We start from the raw sequence: 19,589 nt of genomic DNA, 5'->3' as shown, positions 1-19,589 counted from the left end.
CGCGAAGTAGTGCTCGGAAATTTACTGCTATGTCGCGGATTTTCGGCGCACCGGCGGTGCGGAGAGCGTCGGGACCGCCTCCGGGTGGGATTCCGGAGGGGGTTCCGGAGGGGGCGAGGCAGTTTTGAACGCGTTCAACTATGGGCGTACGCTCGGGTCATGAGCGACAGAGCCGCCCTGTTGAGGGGCATTCGCGTGTGGCTGGTCATCTTTGTCGTGTGCCTGGTGCTCAGTGGCGCCACGGCCTTCCCGCTGGTGCACGAACTCCGCTGGACGGAGGACCTGTTGCGGGCCCTGGCCGTGCCGGAGCACCTGCCCGCCCTCATGGACTGGATCGTGCGCGTACGCACCGGCCTCGACACCGTCGACGCCGAGTACCCGTTCGTGCTGTACGGCACGGACTGGCTCGCCTTCGCGCACCTCGTCATCGCGGTCGCCTTCTACGGCCCCTACCGCGATCCGGTGCGCAACATCTGGGTCGTCGAGTTCGGGATGATCGCCTGCGCCGGGATCGTCCCGCTCGCCCTGATCTGCGGGCCGGTGCGCGGAATCCCCTTCTGGTGGACGGTCGTCGACCTGTCGTTCGGGGTCTTCGGGGTGATCCCGCTGTACGTCGTACGGAAGCGGATCAAGCTCCTGGAGACGCTGAGCGCGACCCGGTAGTCCGGTCCGGCCGGTCAGCTCTCCTGGCGATGGCGCACGACGCGCAGGACGTCGACGCGGTTGGTCGTGATCGAGTCGACGCCCAGGTCGAGCAGGCGGCGCATCGAGCGCCGGGTGTCGGGGGTCCAGACGGACAGCAGGTGGCCACCGTGGTGGACGCGGACGGCGAGGTCGCGGTCGACCAGCCCGAAGCGGTAGTTGAGCCAGCGGGGGGTGACGGCCGCGAGCAGCGCTGGGCGCGGCGGGGCCAGTGTCGTCCAGGTCAGGGCGATCTCGGCGGCCGGGTCGGTGGCCCGCACGGCGAGCATGGCGGCGGCGCCCGCGCAGTAGTAGACCCGGTCCTGGGCCTCGCTCTCCCGTACGACGTCGACGACCCGCCGTACCGCCCGCACGTCCGGCTCGCCCGGCAGGTCGATCATCACCCGGCTGTCGGCGGTCGCCGCCAGCGCCTCGGCCAGGGTCGGCACCCCGCCCGCCGTGAGCCCGCGCACCTCCTGGGCGGACAGGGACCGCAGCGGGCGGTCGTGCCCCCACAGCCGGTTCAGCGTCTCGTCGTGCAGCAGCACGGGCACACCGTCCCTGGTGAGCCGGACGTCGATCTCGACCGCGTCCGCGCCCTGTTCGAGCGCGGAACGCAGCGAGTCGGTCGTGTTCTCACGGAAGCGGTAGGGGTCGCCGCGATGGGCCACGGCAGTCACGGTCTGCATGGGCCCATTGTGCGGGGCGTCAGGGGGCGAGCCACCCCGAGGTGTACGTGTCGATCTCGGCCGTCAGCCTCGCCTTGCCCGGCTCGTCCAGGAAGGACGCCTCGACCGCGTTCTTGGCCAGCGCCGCCAGGCCCCGCTCGTCGAGGTCCAGCAGCCGGGCGGCGACCGCGTACTCGTTGTTGAGGTCGGTGCCGAACATCGGCGGGTCGTCGGAGTTGATCGTGACGAGGACGCCGGCCTGGACGAACTCCTTGATGGGGTGCTCGTCCAGGGTGCGGACCGCGCGGGTGGCGATGTTGGAGGTCGGGCACACCTCCAGCGCGATGCGGTGCTCGGCGAGGTGGGCGAGCAGCCGGGGGTCCTGGGCGGAACTGGTGCCGTGCCCGATGCGCTCGGCGCCCAGGTGGCGCAGGGCGTCCCACACCGTCTCGGGGCCGGTGGTCTCGCCGGCGTGCGGCACCGAGTGCAGCCCGGCGGCGATCGCCCGGTCGAAGTACGGCTTGAACTGCGGCCGGGGGACACCGATCTCGGGGCCGCCGAGCCCGAAGGAGACCAGGCCCTCGGGCCGCAGCCGGTCGGTGGTGGCCAGCCGTACCGTCTCCTCGGCCGACTCCAGGCCCGCCTCGCCGGGGATGTCGAAGCACCAGCGCAGTACGGTCCCGAACTCGGCCTCGGCGGCCTTGCGGGCGTCCTCGATCGCGGCCATGAAGGCGACCTCGTCGATGCCGCGCCGGGTCGAGGAGAACGGGGTGATGGTCAGCTCGGCGTAGCGCACCTGCTGCCGGGCCAGGTCCCGGGCCACCTCGTAGGTGAGCAGCCGTACGTCCTCCGGGGTGCGGATCAGGTCGACGACGGACAGGTACACGTCGATGAAGTGCGCGAAGTCCGTGAACGTGAAGTAGTCGGCCAGGGCCTCGGGGTCGGTGGGGACCCTGGAGTCGGGGTGGCGGGCGGCCAGTTCGGAGACGATGCGCGGGGAGGCGGAGCCGACGTGGTGCACGTGCAGTTCGGCCTTGGGCAGCCCGGCGATGAAGGCGTGCAGGTCACGCGGGCTGAGCGGGTCGCGTTCGGTGTCGGCGTGAGCGGTCAAGGGGGCCTCCCCGGGACGGGCGTCCCGGGCGCTGTGGCGGCCGAGCGGGACGCGGGTGATCGGCTGATCGGTGGTTCAGGGATCATCGTAGGCCCGGCCCGCGACGCGCTGGCCCGGGCCTTAGCATGACGGTACGTACAACAGAGGGGATCCGCGCATGTCCGACGACGCGCCGACGCCGAAGGCACCGGAGAACGCGGCCCCGCAGGGCCCGGCTCCGACCGGCGACGCGGGTGCCCGGGTGTCCTTCGGCAAGGAGCCGGCGGACGCCGAGCCGGCGGACCGGATCTCCTTCGACAAGGGGGCGGCCGAGCGGACACCGCCCGTGCGGGACGCGATCCCCGAGGCCCCCGGTACCGGCGGGGTTCCCGCGGCTGCCGCGCCTCAGGAAGTGAACCCCTGGGCCGCGCCGGCGGACGGTCCCGGCCACACCATCGCCGCGGGTGTCGCGTCGGACCCCGCGCCCCCGTCCGTCCACGACCAGCGGACGGTCATGGCCGTGCCCGGCACGGACAACGGCACGGGAGGCACCCCCTACGGCGCCCCGCACAACGGCGCGTACCCCTCCGGCGCGGCGGCCCAGCCGTGGGCCAGCCCGTTCGCCACGCCGAACCCCGGCGGTCAGGCCGGCGCCTTCCCGCCGCCGCACCCCATGACAGCGGCAGGCGGTCCGGCCGGTGCGCCCGGCAACCCCTTCGCACCCCCGGTGCACGCCGGCGGCGAGCCCGTCCCGCCGCCGCCGATCGCTCCGGGCGGTCCCGGACAGATGCCGTACGGCTACCCCGGCGGCTACCCCTATCCGGCACAGCCGGGCTACGGCGGCGCCCACGCCCCGGGAGCCGGTGCGCCCGGCTACTACGGCTGGCCGGGTATGCAGCCGCTGATGAACAACGGGTTGGGTACGGCCGGGCTCGTGCTCGGCATCCTGTCGGCCATCGTGTTCTGTCTCTGGCCGATCGCGATCGTCCTGGGCGTCCTCGCCGTGATCTTCGGCGTGATCGGCCGCAAGCGGGGCAACCGGGGCGAGGCCTCGAACGGGGGCCAGGCCCTGGCGGGCGCCATCTGCGGCGGAGTGGGCATCGCCCTGGGCATCGGAATGATCTTCCTGCTGTTCGTCGCTTCCTGAGGCCGGACGGAGGGCGGACGGAGGCGGGACGAGCCGCGAGGGCTCGTCCGCGCGGCCGGTCGGCCCGTCAGCCGATCACCAGGTCAGCCCGTCTGGGCCCGCAGTCGCTCCCGCGCCTCCATCAGCGCGAACCCCAGCAGGTTCGGCCCCCGCCACCGCTCCGGATCCGCCGCCGCCTCGTCGGCCGCGGCGAGGCCTATGCCCCACACACGGTCGACGGGACTCGCCTCCACGAGGACCCGCTCGCCCGTGCCGAGCAGGTAGTCCCGCAGCGCGGGATCGGCGCTGAACTTGTGGACGCTGCCCTCGACCACGATCCGGAACCGCTCGCGTTCCCACCGGGTCTCGTCGAAGTCGCGCACCAGCCGCCCGGCGTTCTTCGCCTGCGAGGGATGGGCCGCGGTCAGCGCCCGCCGCTCCGCCTCCGCGTCGCCGAACAGCCGGGCCTTGCCCGCCATCATCCAGTGCTCCGCGGTCGCGTAGACGACGTCGTCGACCGTGAACGGCGCGGGCCACCACTGGCTCAGACAGCTCGTCCCGATCCGGCCGTCGGGTGACGGACGGTGCCCCCAGAAGTGCAGGTACTTGACTCTCGCGCCCGCACGGACCTCCCTGACCAGGGCTTCCCAAGAATCGATCTTCCCCATGCACGCGAGTCTGGCACGCACCACTGACACTCCGTCCCGCCTTTTTCAGGCCGACTCGACACCTGGTCGACAGATTCCGTCGCGTAACCAAAAGGCAACAACGGAATCACTTGTTGGAGTCCCTCTGCTCTGTCAGGATCGGCACTCAAATCGAGCTGGAGCTACGCCACCCGCCCCCTACGCAGGCGGGGCGACGGCGGAGGAGAGCGACATGCAGAACCCGGGCACAGCCAACGCCACCCCGGACCGGTTTGCCGCCCAGGAGCGTTTCGCGCAGGGCGCGCAGTTCATCGCGGGGCGTCTCACGAAGGGCACTTCCGGTCGTACGCACGCGGTCGTGGACCCCGCCACCGGCGAGGAGGTCTTCACCTACGAACTGGCCGGTCCCGACGACGTGGACGCGGCCGTCGCCGCCGCCCGCGCCGCGTTCCCCGACTGGTCGGGTGCCACGCCCGGCGAACGCTCCGACGCGCTCCACCGGTTCGCCGCCGTGGTCGCCGAGCGCGCGGAGGACTTCGCCCGCGCCGAGTCCCTCCAGTGCGGCAAACCCCTCAAGCTGAGCCGGGAGTTCGACGTACCGGGGACCATCGACAACATCTCCTACTTCGCGGGGGCCGCCCGGCACCTCCAGGGTCAGTCCGCGGGCGAGTACTCGGGTGACCACACCTCGTACGTCCGCCGCGAGGCCATCGGCGTGGTCGGCTCCATCGCGCCCTGGAACTACCCCCTCCAGATGGCCGCCTGGAAGATCCTGCCGGCGATCGCCGCGGGCAACACGATCGTGCTGAAGCCCGCCGAACTCACCCCGCTCACCTCCCTGCTCTTCGCCCTGGCCGCGACCGACGCCGGAATCCCGGACGGGGTCGTCAACATCGTCACCGGTACCGGCAGGGAGGCCGGCGAGCGCCTGGTCGGTCACCCCGACGTGGCCATGACCTCGTTCACCGGCTCCACCGCCGTCGGCAAGCGCGTCGCCGAGATCGCGACCGCCACCGTCAAGCGGATCCACCTGGAGCTGGGCGGCAAGGCCCCGTTCGTCGTCTTCGACGACGCCGACCTGGAGGCCGCGGCCAACGGCGCCGTCGCGGGCGCCCTCATCAACACCGGCCAGGACTGCACGGCCGCCACGCGCGCGTACGTGCAACGCCCGCTGTACGAGGCGTTCGTGGCCCGCACGGCCGAGCTCATGGAGACGGTCCGGCTCGGCGACCCCTTCGCCTCCGGTACCGATCTCGGGCCGCTGATCTCACACGTCCAGCGTGACCGGGTCGCCGCCTTCGTCGACCGGGCGCGGGCCTACGCGCGCGTGGTGACCGGCGGCGAGGCTCCTCAGGGAGATCTCAAGAACGGCGCGTACTATCTCCCCACCCTCGTCGCGGACGCCGCGCAGGACAGTGAGATCGTCCAGTCGGAGATCTTCGGTCCGGTGCTGGTGGTCCTGCCGTTCGACGGTGACGAGGAGGGGATCCGGCTGGCCAATGACACCCCCTACGGCCTCGCCGCCTCCGCCTGGAGCCGGGACGTGTACCGGGCCAACCGCGCGACCCGCGAGATCAAGGCCGGGTGTGTGTGGATCAACGACCACATCCCGATCATCAGCGAGATGCCGCACGGCGGCTACGGGCAGTCCGGCTTCGGCAAGGACATGTCCGCGTACTCGTTCGAGGAGTACACCCAGATCAAGCACGTCATGTTCGACAACACCGCGGTGGCCCGCAAGGACTGGCACCGCACGGTCTTCGGGGACCGGCCGTAGTCGGAGAGCTGGTACAGCCGACCACCGCCGGGCGAGAATCCAGGCCGCCCGACCCGCGGCCGCCCACCCTCCCGAAAGGGCACCACGCGCATGGAGCAGTACGAGCCCGACCGCCTGACCCCGGCCCAGACGGCCGCCGTGCGGCGCAGTCTCCGCAACGGCAGGGCGGCCATGACACGCCGGTCGCTGCTGCGCGCCTCCGCGGGCGGTGCGCTCGCGGTCGGCGGACTCGGCGCGCTGAGCGGCTGCGGGATCCCCGCGGCCGGCAAGACGCAGGGCGGCACCGCCACCGAGGACCACTCGGCGAAGGAGAAGACCATCGGCTTCTCCAACTGGACCGAGTACATGGACGTCGACGACAGCGGCAAGCACCACCCCACGCTCGACGCCTTCGCCGAGCGGACCGGCATCAAGGTCAAGTACACCGAGGACATCAACGACAACAACGAGTTCTTCGGCAAGATCAAGCCGCAGCTCGCCGCGGGCCAGGACACCGGCCGCGACCTCATCGTCCTCACCGACTGGCTGGCCGCCCGCCTGATCCGCCTGGGGTGGGTCCAGAAACTGGACGCGTCCAACCTGCCGCACGCCTACACCAACCTGTCGGCGCAGTTCCGCGACCCCGACTGGGACCCGGGCCGCGCCTACTCCTATCCCTGGCAGGGCATTTCGACCGTCATCGCCTACAACAAGAAGGCACTCGACGGCATCGAGGTGAGGTCGGTCTCGGACCTGCTCGACAACCCCGGGCTCAAGGGGCGCGTCGGTTTCCTGTCGGAGATGCGCGACAGCATCGGCATGACGCTGCTGGACATGGGCAAGGACCCGGCGAAGTTCACCGACGACGACTTCGACGCGGTGATCGCCCGCCTCCAGAAGGCGGTCGACAAGGGCCAGATACGCCGCTTCACGGGCAACGACTACACGTCCGACCTCACGTCCGGCGACTTCGCCGCCTGTGTCGCCTGGGCCGGTGACGTCGTCCAGCTCAAGGCGGACAGCCCGGACATCGACTTCATCATCCCGGACAGCGGCTACATGACGTCGACCGACAACATGCTGGTCCCGAACAAGGCACGCCACAAGACGAACGCCGAGCGGCTCATCGACTACTACTACGAGCCCGAACCGGCCGCGGAACTCGCCGCGTACATCAACTACGTGTGTCCCGTCGACGGGGTGAAGCCCTACCTCGCGAAGATCGACGAGGACGCGGCGAACAATCCACTGATCATTCCCGACAAGGCCATGGCCGCCAAGTCCCACGCCTTCCGCTCGCTGAGCGGCAAGGAAGAGACGGCCTACGAAGGTAAGTTCGCGAAGCTCACAGGGGCGTGACCATGATGAAGAACGACAACAGCGGCGACGTCCGCCTCTCCGGGATCAGCAAGACCTACGGCTCCTTCACGGCCGTGCACCCGCTCGACCTGACCGTGCCGCAGGGCTCCTTCTTCGCCCTGCTCGGCGCCTCCGGCTGCGGCAAGACCACCACCCTGCGCATGATCGCCGGCCTGGAGGAGCCCTCCTCCGGCACGGTCTTCCTCGGCGACCAAGAGGTGACGCGTCTGCCCCCGTACAAGCGGCCGGTGAACACGGTCTTCCAGTCGTACGCGCTCTTCCCGCACCTCGACATCTTCGAGAACGTCGCCTTCGGTCTGCGCCGACGCGGCATCAAGTCGGTGAAGAAGCAGGTCGAGGACATGCTCGAACTCGTCCAACTGGGCGAGCAGGCACGTAAGAAGCCGCACCAGCTCTCCGGCGGCCAACAGCAGCGCGTCGCCGTCGCCCGCGCGCTGATCAACCACCCCAAGGTGCTGCTCCTCGACGAGCCGCTCGGCGCCCTCGACCTCAAGCTGCGCCGCCAGATGCAGCTGGAGCTCAAGCGCATCCAGACCGAGGTCGGCATCACCTTCGTGCACGTCACGCACGACCAGGAGGAGGCCATGACCATGGCCGACACGGTCGCCGTGATGAACGCGGGCCGGGTCGAGCAACTCGGCTCGCCCGCCGACCTCTACGAGAACCCGAACACCACCTTCGTCGCCAACTTCCTCGGCACCTCCAACCTCATCGAGGCCGAGGTCGACACCAGGAGCGGCGACGACCTCGTCCTGAAGGCGGGCGGCGGCAAGCTCGTCCTGCCCCAGGCGCGCTGTTCCGCGCCCACGGAGACCGGCGGCAAAGTGCTGGTCGGCGTCCGCCCGGAGAAGATCTCCCTCACCCACGCCGACCAGGCCGGCGAGATACCCGAGGGCCGCAACCGCATCACCGGCCGGATCGCCGACTCCAGCTTCATCGGGGTCTCCACGCAGTACGTCATCGACAGCCCGGTCTGCCCCGAGTTCGAGGTCTACGCCCAGAACATCGACCGCGACGCCCGGCTGGTGCCCGGCGCGGAGGTCGTCCTGCACTGGAACCCGGCGCACACCTTCGGCCTGGACGCGGCTCAGTCCCCGCTCGCCGGGACGGTGGGCTCCGCCGGTGCCGAGACGGCCGGGTCGGAAGAGGGAGCGGCCGTCTGATGTCGACGCTGACCGAGGCGCCCCCGCCGCTCACGCCGGAGGCGACCGTGACGAAGCCCGCGCGCAGACGCGGCCGCTGGACCCCGTACTGGCTGCTGCTGCCCGGCATCCTCTGGCTGGTCGTCTTCTTCGCGCTGCCGATGATCTACCAGGCCTCCACGTCCGTGCAGACGGGCTCGCTGGAGCAGGGCTACAAGGTCACCTGGCACTTCGCGACCTACTGGGACGCGCTGAGCGAGTACTGGCCGCAGTTCCTGCGCTCGGTCCTCTACGCGGGCGCCGCCACCGTGCTGTGCCTGGTGCTGGGGTACCCGCTGGCGTACCTGATCGCCTTCCGCGCGGGCCGCTGGCGCAACCTGATCATGGTCCTGGTGATCGCGCCGTTCTTCACCAGCTTCCTGATCCGCACCCTCGCCTGGAAGACGATCCTCGCGGACGGCGGCCCGGTCGTCGGCGCCCTCAACACGCTGCACGTCCTGGACGCCACCAGCTGGCTCGGCTGGACCTCGGGCGACCGCGTGCTGGCCACGCCGCTGGCGGTGGTGTGCGGTCTGACGTACAACTTCCTGCCGTTCATGATCCTGCCGCTCTACACCTCGCTGGAGCGCATCGACGGACGGCTCCACGAGGCGGCGGGCGACCTGTACGCCAAGCCGTTCACGACCTTCCGCAAGGTCACCTTCCCGCTGTCGATGCCGGGCGTGGTCTCCGGCACGCTGCTGACCTTCATCCCGGCGGCCGGCGACTACGTGAACGCCGAACTCCTCGGCTCCACCGACACCCGCATGATCGGAAACGTCATCCAGACGCAGTTCCTGCGCATCCTCGACTATCCGACCGCCGCGGCGCTCTCCTTCATCCTCATGGCCGCCATTCTTCTCATGGTCACCCTCTACATCCGCAGGTCCGGGACGGAGGATCTGGTCTAAATGCCCTTCGTCAACTGGCTCAAGCGCCATTTCGTGGTCATCGCGGGACTGCTGACCCTCGCTTATCTGCTGCTGCCGAACGTCGTTGTCACGGTGTTCTCCTTCAACAAGCCGAAGGGGCGCTTCAACTACGCGTGGCAGCGGTTCTCCACGGACGCCTGGAAGGACCCGTGCGGTGTCGCCGACCTGTGCGGCTCGCTCTCGATCAGCCTCCAGATCGCGTTCTGGGCGACGGTCGGCGCCACGCTCCTCGGCACGATGATCGCCTTCGCGCTGGTCCGCTACCGGTTCCGCGCCCGCGGCGCCGTGAACTCGCTGATCTTCCTGCCGATGGCGATGCCCGAGGTCGTCATGGCCGCCTCGCTGCTCACGCTGTTCCTCAACATGGGCGCCCAGCTCGGCTTCTGGACGATCCTGATCGCCCACATCATGTTCTGCCTCAGCTTCGTCGTCACCGCGGTCAAGGCGCGCGTGATGTCGATGGACCCGCGCCTGGAGCAGGCCGCACAGGACCTCTACGCCGGACCGGCGCAGACCTTCCTGCGTGTCACCCTGCCCATCGCGGCCCCCGGGATCGCCGCGGGCGCGCTGCTGTCCTTCGCGCTCTCCTTCGACGATTTCATCATCACCAATTTCAACGCGGGCTCGACCGTCACCTTCCCCATGTTCGTGTGGGGCTCGGCACAACGCGGAACGCCGGTTCAGATCAATGTCATCGGTACGGCCATGTTCCTCGTCGCCGTACTGTTCGTCCTGGTCTCGATGGTCATCACCAATCGCCGCACCAAGCAAAAGGCGTGAACGCACCGTAGGGAGTTGAAAATCATGGCCCCAAGCGCCATGACCCGGTGGACCACCTCTCTTTCCGAAGCGCAGCCGGTCCCGTACTGGCTCGAAGATCCCGGCAAGCCCCACCCCGAGCCCGCGCTCACCGGCGCCGAGACCTGCGACCTGCTGGTCGTGGGCGGCGGCTACAGCGGACTGTGGACCGCGCTGATCGCCAAGGAACGCGATCCGCACCGCGACGTGGTGCTGCTGGAAGGCCGCGAGGTGGGCTGGGCCGCCTCGGGCCGCAACGGAGGCTTCTGCGCCGCCTCCCTCACACACGGTCTGCCCAACGGCCTGGCCCGCTGGCCGGACGAGATCCACAAACTCCAGGAGCTGGGCGTCCGCAACCTCGACGAGATCGAGAAGGCGGTCGCCCGCTACTCCCTCGACTGCGACTTCGAGCGCACCGGCGAGATCGACGTGGCCACCGAGACGTACCAGGCGTGGGAACTGCGCGACTGGTACACGGAGTTGGAGGAGAAGGGGCTCGCCGAGGACATCGACTTCCTGGACGCCGAAGCGGTGCGCGAGCAGGTCGCCTCGCCGACCTTCCAGGCGGGTCTGTGGGACCGGCGGGGCGTGGCCATGGTCGACCCGGCGAAGCTGGCCTGGGGCCTGAAGAAGGCGTGCCTCGCGCTCGGCGTCCGCGTCCACGAGCACACCCCCGCGCTGACGCTCAAGCCGTACGGCGCCGGGATGACCGTCGGCACCCCGTACGGCGAGGTCCGCGCCCGCCGGGTCGCGCTCGGCACGAACATCTTCCCCAGCCTGGTCAAGCGCGTACGGGCGTACACAGTCCCGGTCTACGACTACGCGCTGATGACCGAGCCGCTGAGCGACGGGCAGCTGGCGTCGGTCGGCTGGAAGAACCGTCAGGGCCTCGGCGACTCGGCGAACCAGTTCCACTACTTCCGGCTGTCGGCGGACAACCGGATCCTGTGGGGCGGCTACGACGCGATCTACCCGTACGGCGGCCGGGTGCGCGCCGAGTACGACGACCGCCCGGAGACGTACGCCAAGCTCGCCGGGCACTTCTTCACCTGCTTCCCGCAGCTGGAGGGCGTCCGCTTCACCCACGCGTGGGGCGGGGCGATCGACACCTGCTCGCGCTTCTCGGCGTTCTTCGGCACGGCCCACCAGGGGAAGGTCGCCTACGCGGCCGGTTTCACCGGGCTGGGCGTCGGCGCGACGCGCTTCGGCGCGGACGTGATGCTGGACCTGCTGGCGGGGGAGCCGACCGAGCGCACCGAGCTGGAGATGGTGCGCAAGAAGCCGCTGCCCTTCCCGCCCGAGCCGTTCGCCTGGACGGGGATCGCGCTCACCAAGTGGTCGCTGGCCCGGGCCGACGCCCACGGCGGCCGGCGCAACCTGTGGCTGAAGACCATGGACCGGCTGGGCCTCGGCTTCGACAGCTGACCGGCCGGCCCCTCGACGTGGGGTGTGACCCGGTTCACTCGTTCGAGGGGCCGGAACCCGCGTAATGCGGCGGGACGACCTCCCTCTCCCTCGTGACGCGACAGCGTCGACGAGAGACAGGGAGGTCCTCTCATGACAGGGGCGAAGACGGCGGTCGACTGGCTGGCATCCGTCGCACCGGATCCCGAGGCCTGCCGCTGGGAGTGGGAGCGCAACCCCCTCGGGATCGCGCTGCTGCCGGCCGGCAAGGCCTGGGACGTGCTGATCCTGCCGGGGGAGCTCGGCTATCCCACGCTCGACGTGCTCACCCGCATCCTCGACCAGCCCGGGCCCGTGCTGGTCGACTTCGGTGACGCGCGGATGGGCTTCCTCGTACCTCCCGGCACCGCGACCCGCTGGCTCGGCACCGGGATCCGCACGGCCGGCGCCGGCACCTGGATCGTGGTGCCGTACCCGGGCCGGTCGACCGGCGGGGTCCGCTGGCTGGTCCCGCCGGACGGCTCCGGCACCCTCACCGATCCCGCCCTCCTCGAACTGGCCATGCACGAGGCGGCGGCGGGTCTGGCCGGGCAGGAGGACCGGTAGCCGCGGCGGCGTCCCCCTCGGACCGGTCGCCGCGATGTCCGTGGGCCGCCCGGTCCGTGCCGCCGACGGGACGCGGACCGGATGCCGACGGGATGCCGACGGGACGCGGGCGGGACGCGCACCGGGCGCCGACGGGACGCGGACGGAACGCGGACCGGGTGCCGACGCGACGCCGGCGGGGCGACGAACGGACGCCGACCGGCAGAGGTCTTGACAACCGGATTGGTCTGGACCAGGTTGGGCGCGCTCCTCCCTCCTGAATTCCCCCATGCCTGGAGGCAGTTGTGGAACGCACCGAACGCAAGGGCCCCGGCCGCTCACTCCCGCTCCGGCGCAGGCTGCTGGCCGTCTGCACGGCCACGGCACTGGCCGTACCCGGCCTCGCCGCGCTCTCGTCGGCCGCCCGTGCGGCCGACGCGGACCTGGTCAGGAACGGCGGCTTCGAGACCGGCCTCGACGGCTGGTCCTGTACGGCGGGCGCCGCCGTGAACTCGCCGGTGAGAAGCGGCGGCTCGGCGCTGCGGGCGACCCCGGCCGGCAGCGACAACGCGCAGTGCTCGCAGACGGTGACCGTGAGACCCGACGCGCAGTACACCCTCGCCGGGTACGTCCGGGGCAACTACGTCTACCTCGGCGCGAGCGGCACCGGCACCACCGACGTCTCCACCTGGACCCCGTCCGCGCCCGACTGGCAGCGGCTCTCCACGACCTTCCGCACCGGCCCGTCCACCACCAGGGTCACGATCTACACCCACGGCTGGTACGGCACCGGTGCCTACTACGCCGACGACCTCTCCCTCGTCGGTCCCGGGGTCGACGTGGGCCAGCCCCCGGCCGCCCCCACCGGGCTGAAGGCCGGCACGGTCACCTCCTCGACCGTCGCGCTGTCCTGGTCGGCGGTGACCGGCGCGACGGGTTACGCGCTCTACCGCGACGGCGTCAGGGTCCAGACGGCCACCGGGACCTCGGCCACGGTGGGCGGACTCACGCCCTCGACGGCGTACGCCTTCCAGGTCGCCGCGACCAACGACGCGGGGGAGTCGGCGAAGTCGGCCACGGTGACGGCGACCACCTCCGCGGGCTCCGGCGGCTCGGGCGGCCTTCCGCCGCACGCCCTGGTGGGCTACCTCCACGCGAGCTTCGCCAACGGCGCCGGCTACACCCGGATGGCCGACGTCCCGGACAGCTGGGACGTCATCGACCTGGCCTTCGGTGAACCGACCTCGACCACGTCCGGCGACATCCGCTTCACCCGCTGCCCGGTCACCGAGTGCCCCACGGTCGAGAGCGACGCCGACTTCAAGGCGGCGATCAAGGCCAAGCAGGCCGCGGGCAAGAAGGTGCTGATATCGATCGGCGGCCAGAACGGCCAGGTGCAGCTGACCACCGCGGCCGCCCGCGACACCTTCGTCTCCTCGGTCTCGAAGATCATCGACACCTACGGACTCGACGGACTGGACATCGACTTCGAGGGTCACTCGCTCTCGCTGGACGCGAGCGACACGAACTTCAAGAGCCCGACGACACCGGTGATCGTGAACCTGATCTCCGCGCTGAAGACCCTGAAGGCGAGGTACGGCGCCGGCTTCGTCCTCACGATGGCCCCGGAGACCTTCTTCGTCCAGCTCGGCTACCAGTACTACGGCACGGGAAAGTGGGGCGGCCAGGACCCGCGGGCCGGCGCCTACCTCCCGGTGATCCACGCGCTGCGCGACGACCTCACGCTGCTGCACGTCCAGGACTACAACTCGGGCTCGATCATGGGCCTCGACAACCAGTACCACTCCATGGGCGGGGCGGACTTCCACATCGCCATGACCGACATGCTGCTGACCGGCTTCCCGGTGGCGGGCGACACCGGCAACGTCTTCCCGCCGCTGCGCCCCGACCAGATCGCCATCGGCATGCCGGCCTCGACGAACGCGGGCAACGGCTACGTCTCCCCGACGGAGGTGAACAAGGCGCTGGACTGCCTGACGAAGAGGACGAACTGCGGCTCGTACGCCCCGCACGGCACCTGGCCCGCACTGCGCGGCCTGATGACGTGGTCGGTCAACTGGGACCGCTTCGCGGGCTGGGAGTTCCAGCGCAACTTCGACGGCTACTTCGGCTGACCTCCCGGCCGAGGAACAGGGCCAGCGCCGTGAGCAGCACCGCGGACAGGCACCAGCTCGCCAGCACGTCCAGCGGCCAGTGGTACCCGCGGCGGACCAGGCCGCAGGCGACCGCGAGGTTCAGGGCGACGCACAGCGCGACGAGCCCGCGGCGGGCTCGGGCGGTGCGCAGCCGCGGCAGGAGGAGCAGGGTCGCCGCGCCGTAGGCGACGGCGGCCGTCGCGGTGTGCCCCGAGGGGTAGAAGCCCGTTCCCGGGCCCATGACCGGTGGGCCCGGGCGGGCGACCAGCTCTTTCAGGGGCACGATCACCACCGCCACGGCCGCCATCAGCACCGCCGCGGCGGCGGACGGCACCCACCAGCGGTCCTGTCCGGCCGAGCGGGCGGACAGGGCCACCTGGCCGAGGACGACGGCCAGGACGGGCACCGCGACCGGGACACCGCCCAGGTCGGCGAGCAGTTCCCAGAGGCGGCCCGGACGGACCAGGAGACCGCTGAGCCGTTCGTCGACGCGCAGCAGCGGACCGTCGGCCACGACCTGCCAGGTGATCAGCGCGAACAGCAGCGCGGACACCCCGGGCAGGAGCAGCGGCGGGGAGACCGGGCGTCCGGCGGTCGGCGGCGCGGGAGGCGCCTCGGTCGGCGGGTCCGGGCGGGTCGGCATGGGGGCCAGCCTGTCATGCGGGCCGGACATGGGTCGGCCGCCCGGGAACAGGGGGGGCGTTCCGGGGCGGCCGGCCGGATCGGGACGCCGCGCGCCCCGGGGGGTTTGGGGCGGGCGACTGTCCGATCGGTGAGGAAATCCGAAGCCGAAGGCCCCGGTTGTGTGCGCGAGGGCACGACCAGGTCGAAGCTTGGGGAGGCCCCGGCCTGAGGTCACCCGCGGTCCCCCGCGGGTGTATCTCTCATCTGGAGAGAACCTACGGCAGGGGATCCCCGTTCGGCAGCCGGAATCGAGTCCTGCCACCTACCCCGCACACGTTCTTCACACCCGCCCCCGCACCGGCGTCAGACGTGCGGGAGGGTGGCTCAGATGCGCGCGAAGGCCTGCTCGATGATGTCGAGGCCCTCGGTGAGGAGGTCCTCGCCGATGACCAGCGGGGGCAGGAAGCGGAGCACGTTGCCGTAGGTGCCACAGGTCAGGACCAGCAGGCCCTCCTGGTGGCAGGCCTTGGCCAGGGCGGCGGTCGCCTCCGGGTTCGGCTCCTTGGTGGCGCGGTCCTTGACCAGCTCGATGGCGATCATCGCGCCACGGCCGCGGATGTCGCCGATGATGTCGAACTTCTCGGCCATGGCGGTGAGGCGCGGCTTCATGATCGCCTCGATGTTCCTGGCCTTGGCGTTGAGGTCGAGCTCCTTCATCGTCTCGATCGCGCCGAGCGCGCCGGCGCAGGCCACCGGGTTGCCGCCGTAGGTGCCGCCCAGGCCGCCCGCGTGCGCGGCGTCCATGATCTCGGCGCGGCCGGTCACGGCGGCGAGCGGCAGACCGCCCGCGATGCCCTTGGCGGTGGTGATCAGGTCCGGGACGATGCCCTCGTCCTCGCACGCGAACCACTGGCCGGTGCGGCAGAAGCCGGACTGGATCTCGTCCGCGACGAAGACGATGCCGTTGTCCTTGGCGAACTGGCTGATGGCCGGCAGGAAGCCCTTCGCGGGCTCGATGAAGCCGCCCTCGCCGAGCACCGGCTCGATGATGATCGCGGCGACGTTGTCCGCGCCGATCTGCTTGCTGATGATGTCGATGGCCTGGGCGGAGGCCTCGGCGCCGGCGTTCTCGGCGCCGGTGAGCCAGCGGTAGCCGTAGGCCACCGGCACCCGGTAGACCTCGGGCGCGAACGGGCCGAAGCCGTGCTTGTACGGCATGTTCTTCGCCGTCAGGGCCATCGTGAGGTTCGTCCGGCCGTGGTAGCCGTGGTCGAACACGACGACCGCCTGGCGCTTGGTGTACGCCCGCGCGATCTTGACGGCGTTCTCGACGGCCTCGGCGCCGCTGTTGAACAGCGCGGACTTCTTGGCGTGGTCACCCGGGGTGAGCTCGGCGAGGGCCTCGGCGACCGCCACGTAGCCCTCGTACGGGGTGACCATGAAACAGGTGTGGGTGAAGTCGGCGAGCTGCGCGGAGGCGCGGCGCACGACGGCCTCGGCGGAGGCGCCGACGGAGGTCACGGCGATGCCGGAGCCGAAGTCGATCAGACGGTTGCCGTCGACGTCCTCGATGATGCCGCCGCCCGCACGGGCCGTGAAGACCGGGAGCGTGGACCCCACGCCGGCCGCGACCGCGGCGACCCGGCGGGCCTGCAGCTCCTGCGACTTCGGGCCGGGGATGGCGGTGACGACGCGGCGCTCCTGCGGGACTGCGGTCATGGGGGCTCCCTGATGATCTTGCGAAACCGGAGAATCCGGGCGGCGTTTTTCGGACGCTTGCTTTCTTTTCTCGCAGGCTAGGGCGGGGAGCGAGGGGTGGGCATGCTCCATGTGGGCGTTTTCGGCCACCGCGGTTGTCCGCCGTGGACATAGAGGGCCGTCGGAGCATCACCGAGGGCCCGGCCGCGTATGCGGTGAACTCCCCTTGCGGGGGCGTTAGATTGGCTCGCTGATGGTGGACGGAGCGGCTGGTCAGGGGGCGACGGCGATGGACAGCGACGGGACGCAGGACGCACGGGGTACGCACGCGAATCCTGTGCCGCGCCCGGCGGGGCCGCCGAACGTGCCGGCGCGGCCGAAGGTCCCGCCGCCGCCCGCGCGCTCCCCGGAGCGGGTCGCGCGCAGCCGGCCGGCCGTCGCCGACTGGCTGGACGCGCCCCGGCCGGAGGCAGGGCCCGGCATCTGGCGTTTCGGATACCGCCTGCCCAAGGCCGCCCGGGCCGCGCAACGGCTGGCCCCGGTCACGATCGTCGGCGTGCTCGTCCCGCTGGTGGTCGCGCTGGTCCTGTGGTCCCTGTGGCGGCGCGGCAGCCTGCCGTACCAGTGGGCCCTGCTGCGCCTGTTCACCCCGGACGACTGGTGGTGGGGCGGGACCCTGGCGTCCCCCAAGGGCATGCAGGGCGCCGAGGCCAGGGTGGTCTACGACGGTGTCTTCTTCGCGGTGCTGGTGTACGCCATGGGCCGGCTCGGCAGCTGGGGCGACATCGTCCGGCACGTGGTCACCCGGCGCGCGCAGCCCGCCCGTGCCCTGATCGCGGGCCTCGGCGCCCTGGCCACGCTGAGCCTCGTCTTCCCGAGCGCCTTCCCCGGCGTCGGCTGGGACGCCCTGCCCGTGGTGGACCCGCTGTTCTCCCTCGTCGTCCTGATCACCGGCGGCTACGACGTCTTCACCTCGGCCCTGACCACGGACGCCCTCTACGCCCTGATCACCCTGCTCGTCCTGTGGCCGTTCGCCAGGATCGGCGGCTGGTGGTCCCTGGCCCGCGCCTGGCGCGCCGCGCGCCGCCCCGCGGCGGCCGACCGGACCCCGCAGCCCGCGCCCGACGAGCCCCGCACCCGCTGGCCCGAGCTGCGCGAGGCCGGGCAGCACGAGGCGGCGGACCTCCTCACCGCCGAGGTGCTCGCCGGCCGGATGAACGACGTGGACTGCGCCCGGATCGGGCACGCCTGGACGCAGGCCAGGAGCCGGGCGCGACTCGCCGCCTTCTCCGACGCCGTGCTGCGCCAGGGCGCCGCCGCGCTCACCCACCCCTCCGGCGCCCGCGACCTGCCCGGCCGCCGTGCCCGGCACGACCTGCTCGCGGGCCAGGTGCGCATCGGACGCTGGGCGGACGTAGACCGTACGCCGCTCGCCTACGGCGGGGTCGGCGCGGCCCTCGGGCCGGAGACACTCGGCACGTCGCTGCTCGTCGTCGGGCCGTCCGGGGCCGGCAAGACCCGGCACGTGATCGCCCCCGTCGTCGAGTCCCTCGCCCTCCAGGCGCTGACCGGGCGGTGCGCCGTCGTCGCCGTCTGCGCCGCCGGGACGGCGCTCGGCCCGGACTCGGCGTTCGACGTCGTCGTGCGTGTCGGCGACCCCGGGTCCGTCCACGACCTCGACCCCTACGCCGAGTCCGAGGACCCCGACGAGGCCGCCGCCCTGCTCGCCGAGGCGCTGGCCGGCGACCTCGACACCGTGGGCACCCAGCGGGCCGCGACGGCGCTCGCCCAGCTGCTCGGCCCGTACCGGGCCGCGTACGGCGCGTTCCCCTCGCTGCCCGTCCTGCGGGAGCTCCTGGAGGGGGACGCGGGGGCCCTGGCGGCGCTGCGCGAGGCGCTGGCGCACGAAGGGCACGCCCCGATGCGCCGGGAGCTGGACGCCCGGGCGCGGCAGGCCGGCACGCCCGCCGACCCCGCCCCGGCCCTCGCCGACCGGCTCGCCCTGCTGGACCGGCCGGCCTTCGCCGACTTCTTCGGCGCGGGCGGCGCGGGCGGCGCGGGCGGCGCGGCGGCCTCCGCGAGCCGCCCGTTCTCGCTGCGCGCGGTGGCGCACCATCCCCTCCGGGTCCGTATCGACGTCCCCGAGCAGGGCCACGAGGAAGCCTCGCGGCTGATCAGCCGGCTCGTCCTGGCCCAGTTCGCCGCCGTCGTCCGCGACGGTGACCGGACACACTTCGCCGGGCTCGTCCTCGACGACGCCACCGGCACGGTCACCATCGAGTCGGTGCGCCGGACGCAGCGGCTGCGCTCGCGCAACGCGGGCGTGGTGCTGGCGCTGCGTACGGTCGCCGACGTCCCCGAGGCCCTGCACGGGCCGCTGTACGGGGCGGTCGGCTGCCGCATGGCCCTGTCCGGGGTCACGACCTGGGACGGCAGCCGGTTCGCGGCCGCCTGGGGCACCGAATGGGTGGAGACCCGGGACGTGGCCGAGCACACGGTTTTCGCGGACCAGCCGATGACCCGTGCCATCCACGCGCTGCGCAAGCTGGTCACGGGCAAGGCGGTGACCACGGAGGCGGTCACGGTGCGCCAGGTCGAGCGGGAACGCTGGTCGGCGTCCGAGCTCGCGCACGGGGTGCCCCCGGGGCACGCGGTGCTGTCGCTGACCACGGTCGGAGGCGACCACACGCCGCCCCTGCTGGTGGACCTGGGCGACGGGCGGGCGGCCCGGGACCGCTGAGCTGCGTGTGTCACCGTACGGTCACCCGGTGACCGTACGGTGAGGCAGAATCGGCATAGGTTGTTCATACGTAGCGGCCAAAAGATCGCGATGATCACACGGACCACACGGACCACGCCGAAC

At 71.5% G+C, this 19,589-nt stretch carries 16 protein-coding genes; 11 read left to right on the top strand and 5 right to left on the bottom strand.

Annotated elements, in window-relative coordinates; genetic code table 11:
• The first annotated feature begins 159 nt into the window (after nt 1–159).
• Nucleotides 160–663 (top strand): hypothetical protein, encoded by a 504-nt coding sequence (locus tag ACWCQK_RS37235; protein WP_451162896.1) that lies wholly within the window; start codon nt 160–162, stop codon nt 661–663.
• A gap of 14 nt (nt 664–677) precedes the next feature.
• Here ACWCQK_RS37235 and ACWCQK_RS37230 read toward each other — a convergent pair whose 3' ends face one another.
• Together ACWCQK_RS37230 and ACWCQK_RS37225 are read right to left on the bottom strand one after the other, a co-directional pair.
• A complete protein-coding gene (locus tag ACWCQK_RS37230; RefSeq protein ID WP_451162894.1) occupies nt 678–1,370 on the bottom strand; it encodes a glycerophosphodiester phosphodiesterase in 693 nt (230 codons plus the stop codon).
• Between the two features lie 19 nt (nt 1,371–1,389).
• Entirely contained in the window at nt 1,390–2,520 is a 1,131-nt protein-coding gene (locus ACWCQK_RS37225; RefSeq protein ID WP_451162916.1) for an adenosine deaminase, read from the bottom strand.
• Between the two features lie 97 nt (nt 2,521–2,617).
• Here ACWCQK_RS37225 and ACWCQK_RS37220 point away from each other — a divergent pair, with 97 nt between their 5' ends.
• The gene (locus ACWCQK_RS37220; RefSeq protein WP_451162892.1) at nt 2,618–3,586 is read left to right on the top strand and encodes a hypothetical protein; all 969 of its coding nucleotides are present in this window, start codon (nt 2,618–2,620) and stop codon (nt 3,584–3,586) included.
• 83 nt (nt 3,587–3,669) lie between these two features.
• Here ACWCQK_RS37220 and ACWCQK_RS37215 read toward each other — a convergent pair whose 3' ends face one another.
• Nucleotides 3,670–4,233: an NADAR family protein gene (locus ACWCQK_RS37215; RefSeq protein WP_451162890.1), complete on the bottom strand. Its 564-nt coding sequence runs from the start codon at nt 4,231–4,233 to the stop codon at nt 3,670–3,672.
• A 211-nt stretch (nt 4,234–4,444) separates the two neighbouring features.
• Between ACWCQK_RS37215 and ACWCQK_RS37210 the strand changes: the two genes are divergently transcribed.
• The 8 genes from ACWCQK_RS37210 to ACWCQK_RS37175 all read left to right on the top strand — a co-directional run bounded on the left by ACWCQK_RS37210 (nt 4,445) and on the right by ACWCQK_RS37175 (nt 14,383).
• Complete coding sequence (locus ACWCQK_RS37210) at nt 4,445–5,989, top strand: gamma-aminobutyraldehyde dehydrogenase (RefSeq protein ID WP_451162888.1); 1,545 nt, start codon at nt 4,445–4,447, stop codon at nt 5,987–5,989.
• 90 nt (nt 5,990–6,079) lie between these two features.
• Entirely contained in the window at nt 6,080–7,327 is a 1,248-nt protein-coding gene (locus tag ACWCQK_RS37205) for a polyamine ABC transporter substrate-binding protein (protein WP_451162886.1), read from the top strand.
• A 5-nt stretch (nt 7,328–7,332) separates the two neighbouring features.
• Nucleotides 7,333–8,511 carry an ABC transporter ATP-binding protein gene (locus tag ACWCQK_RS37200; RefSeq protein WP_451162914.1) on the top strand — a complete coding sequence of 393 codons (1,179 nt, stop codon included), beginning with the start codon at nt 7,333–7,335 and terminating at the stop codon, nt 8,509–8,511.
• Complete coding sequence (locus ACWCQK_RS37195) at nt 8,511–9,440, top strand: ABC transporter permease (RefSeq protein WP_451162884.1); 930 nt, start codon at nt 8,511–8,513, stop codon at nt 9,438–9,440. Before ACWCQK_RS37200 ends, ACWCQK_RS37195 begins: the two co-directional genes overlap by 1 nt.
• Nucleotides 9,441–10,241, top strand: coding sequence for an ABC transporter permease (locus ACWCQK_RS37190; RefSeq protein ID WP_451162882.1), 801 nt, complete (start codon nt 9,441–9,443; stop codon nt 10,239–10,241).
• 24 nt (nt 10,242–10,265) lie between these two features.
• Nucleotides 10,266–11,684, top strand: coding sequence for an NAD(P)/FAD-dependent oxidoreductase (locus ACWCQK_RS37185; RefSeq protein ID WP_451162880.1), 1,419 nt, complete (start codon nt 10,266–10,268; stop codon nt 11,682–11,684).
• A 132-nt stretch (nt 11,685–11,816) separates the two neighbouring features.
• Nucleotides 11,817–12,269, top strand: coding sequence for a hypothetical protein (locus ACWCQK_RS37180; protein WP_451162878.1), 453 nt, complete (start codon nt 11,817–11,819; stop codon nt 12,267–12,269).
• 284 nt (nt 12,270–12,553) lie between these two features.
• Entirely contained in the window at nt 12,554–14,383 is a 1,830-nt protein-coding gene (locus tag ACWCQK_RS37175) for a chitinase (protein ID WP_451162876.1), read from the top strand.
• Here ACWCQK_RS37175 and ACWCQK_RS37170 read toward each other — a convergent pair.
• Together ACWCQK_RS37170 and gabT are read right to left on the bottom strand one after the other, a co-directional pair.
• Complete coding sequence (locus ACWCQK_RS37170) at nt 14,322–15,047, bottom strand: phosphatase PAP2 family protein (RefSeq protein ID WP_451162874.1); 726 nt, start codon at nt 15,045–15,047, stop codon at nt 14,322–14,324. The two genes, ACWCQK_RS37175 and ACWCQK_RS37170, sit on opposite strands and share 62 nt — an antisense overlap.
• 365 nt (nt 15,048–15,412) lie before the next feature.
• Nucleotides 15,413–16,747 carry a 4-aminobutyrate--2-oxoglutarate transaminase gene (gabT, locus tag ACWCQK_RS37165; RefSeq protein WP_451162872.1) on the bottom strand — a complete coding sequence of 445 codons (1,335 nt, stop codon included), beginning with the start codon at nt 16,745–16,747 and terminating at the stop codon, nt 15,413–15,415.
• 268 nt (nt 16,748–17,015) lie between these two features.
• Here gabT and ACWCQK_RS37160 point away from each other — a divergent pair, with 268 nt between their 5' ends.
• Nucleotides 17,016–19,466 (top strand): ATP/GTP-binding protein, encoded by a 2,451-nt coding sequence (locus tag ACWCQK_RS37160; RefSeq protein WP_451162870.1) that lies wholly within the window; start codon nt 17,016–17,018, stop codon nt 19,464–19,466.
• Nucleotides 19,467–19,589: the final 123 nt, after the last annotated feature.

Source organism: Streptomyces sp. NPDC002306, assembly GCF_053593435.1.
The sequence above is the reverse complement of the archived record's forward strand: the minus strand, read 5'-3'. Positions and strand labels throughout refer to the sequence as shown.

Coding starts and splice junctions, on each gene's coding strand:
- ACWCQK_RS37235 (WP_451162896.1), top strand. CDS start 160: ATGAGCGACAGAGCCGCCCTGTTGAGGGGCATTCGCGTGTGGCTGGTC.
- ACWCQK_RS37230 (WP_451162894.1), bottom strand. CDS start 1,370: ATGCAGACCGTGACTGCCGTGGCCCATCGCGGCGACCCCTACCGCTTC.
- ACWCQK_RS37220 (WP_451162892.1), top strand. CDS start 2,618: ATGTCCGACGACGCGCCGACGCCGAAGGCACCGGAGAACGCGGCCCCG.
- ACWCQK_RS37215 (WP_451162890.1), bottom strand. CDS start 4,233: ATGGGGAAGATCGATTCTTGGGAAGCCCTGGTCAGGGAGGTCCGTGCG.
- ACWCQK_RS37210 (WP_451162888.1), top strand. CDS start 4,445: ATGCAGAACCCGGGCACAGCCAACGCCACCCCGGACCGGTTTGCCGCC.
- ACWCQK_RS37205 (WP_451162886.1), top strand. CDS start 6,080: ATGGAGCAGTACGAGCCCGACCGCCTGACCCCGGCCCAGACGGCCGCC.
- ACWCQK_RS37200 (WP_451162914.1), top strand. CDS start 7,333: ATGAAGAACGACAACAGCGGCGACGTCCGCCTCTCCGGGATCAGCAAG.
- ACWCQK_RS37195 (WP_451162884.1), top strand. CDS start 8,511: ATGTCGACGCTGACCGAGGCGCCCCCGCCGCTCACGCCGGAGGCGACC.
- ACWCQK_RS37190 (WP_451162882.1), top strand. CDS start 9,441: ATGCCCTTCGTCAACTGGCTCAAGCGCCATTTCGTGGTCATCGCGGGA.
- ACWCQK_RS37185 (WP_451162880.1), top strand. CDS start 10,266: ATGGCCCCAAGCGCCATGACCCGGTGGACCACCTCTCTTTCCGAAGCG.
- ACWCQK_RS37180 (WP_451162878.1), top strand. CDS start 11,817: ATGACAGGGGCGAAGACGGCGGTCGACTGGCTGGCATCCGTCGCACCG.
- ACWCQK_RS37170 (WP_451162874.1), bottom strand. CDS start 15,047: ATGCCGACCCGCCCGGACCCGCCGACCGAGGCGCCTCCCGCGCCGCCG.
- gabT (WP_451162872.1), bottom strand. CDS start 16,747: ATGACCGCAGTCCCGCAGGAGCGCCGCGTCGTCACCGCCATCCCCGGC.
- ACWCQK_RS37160 (WP_451162870.1), top strand. CDS start 17,016: ATGGACAGCGACGGGACGCAGGACGCACGGGGTACGCACGCGAATCCT.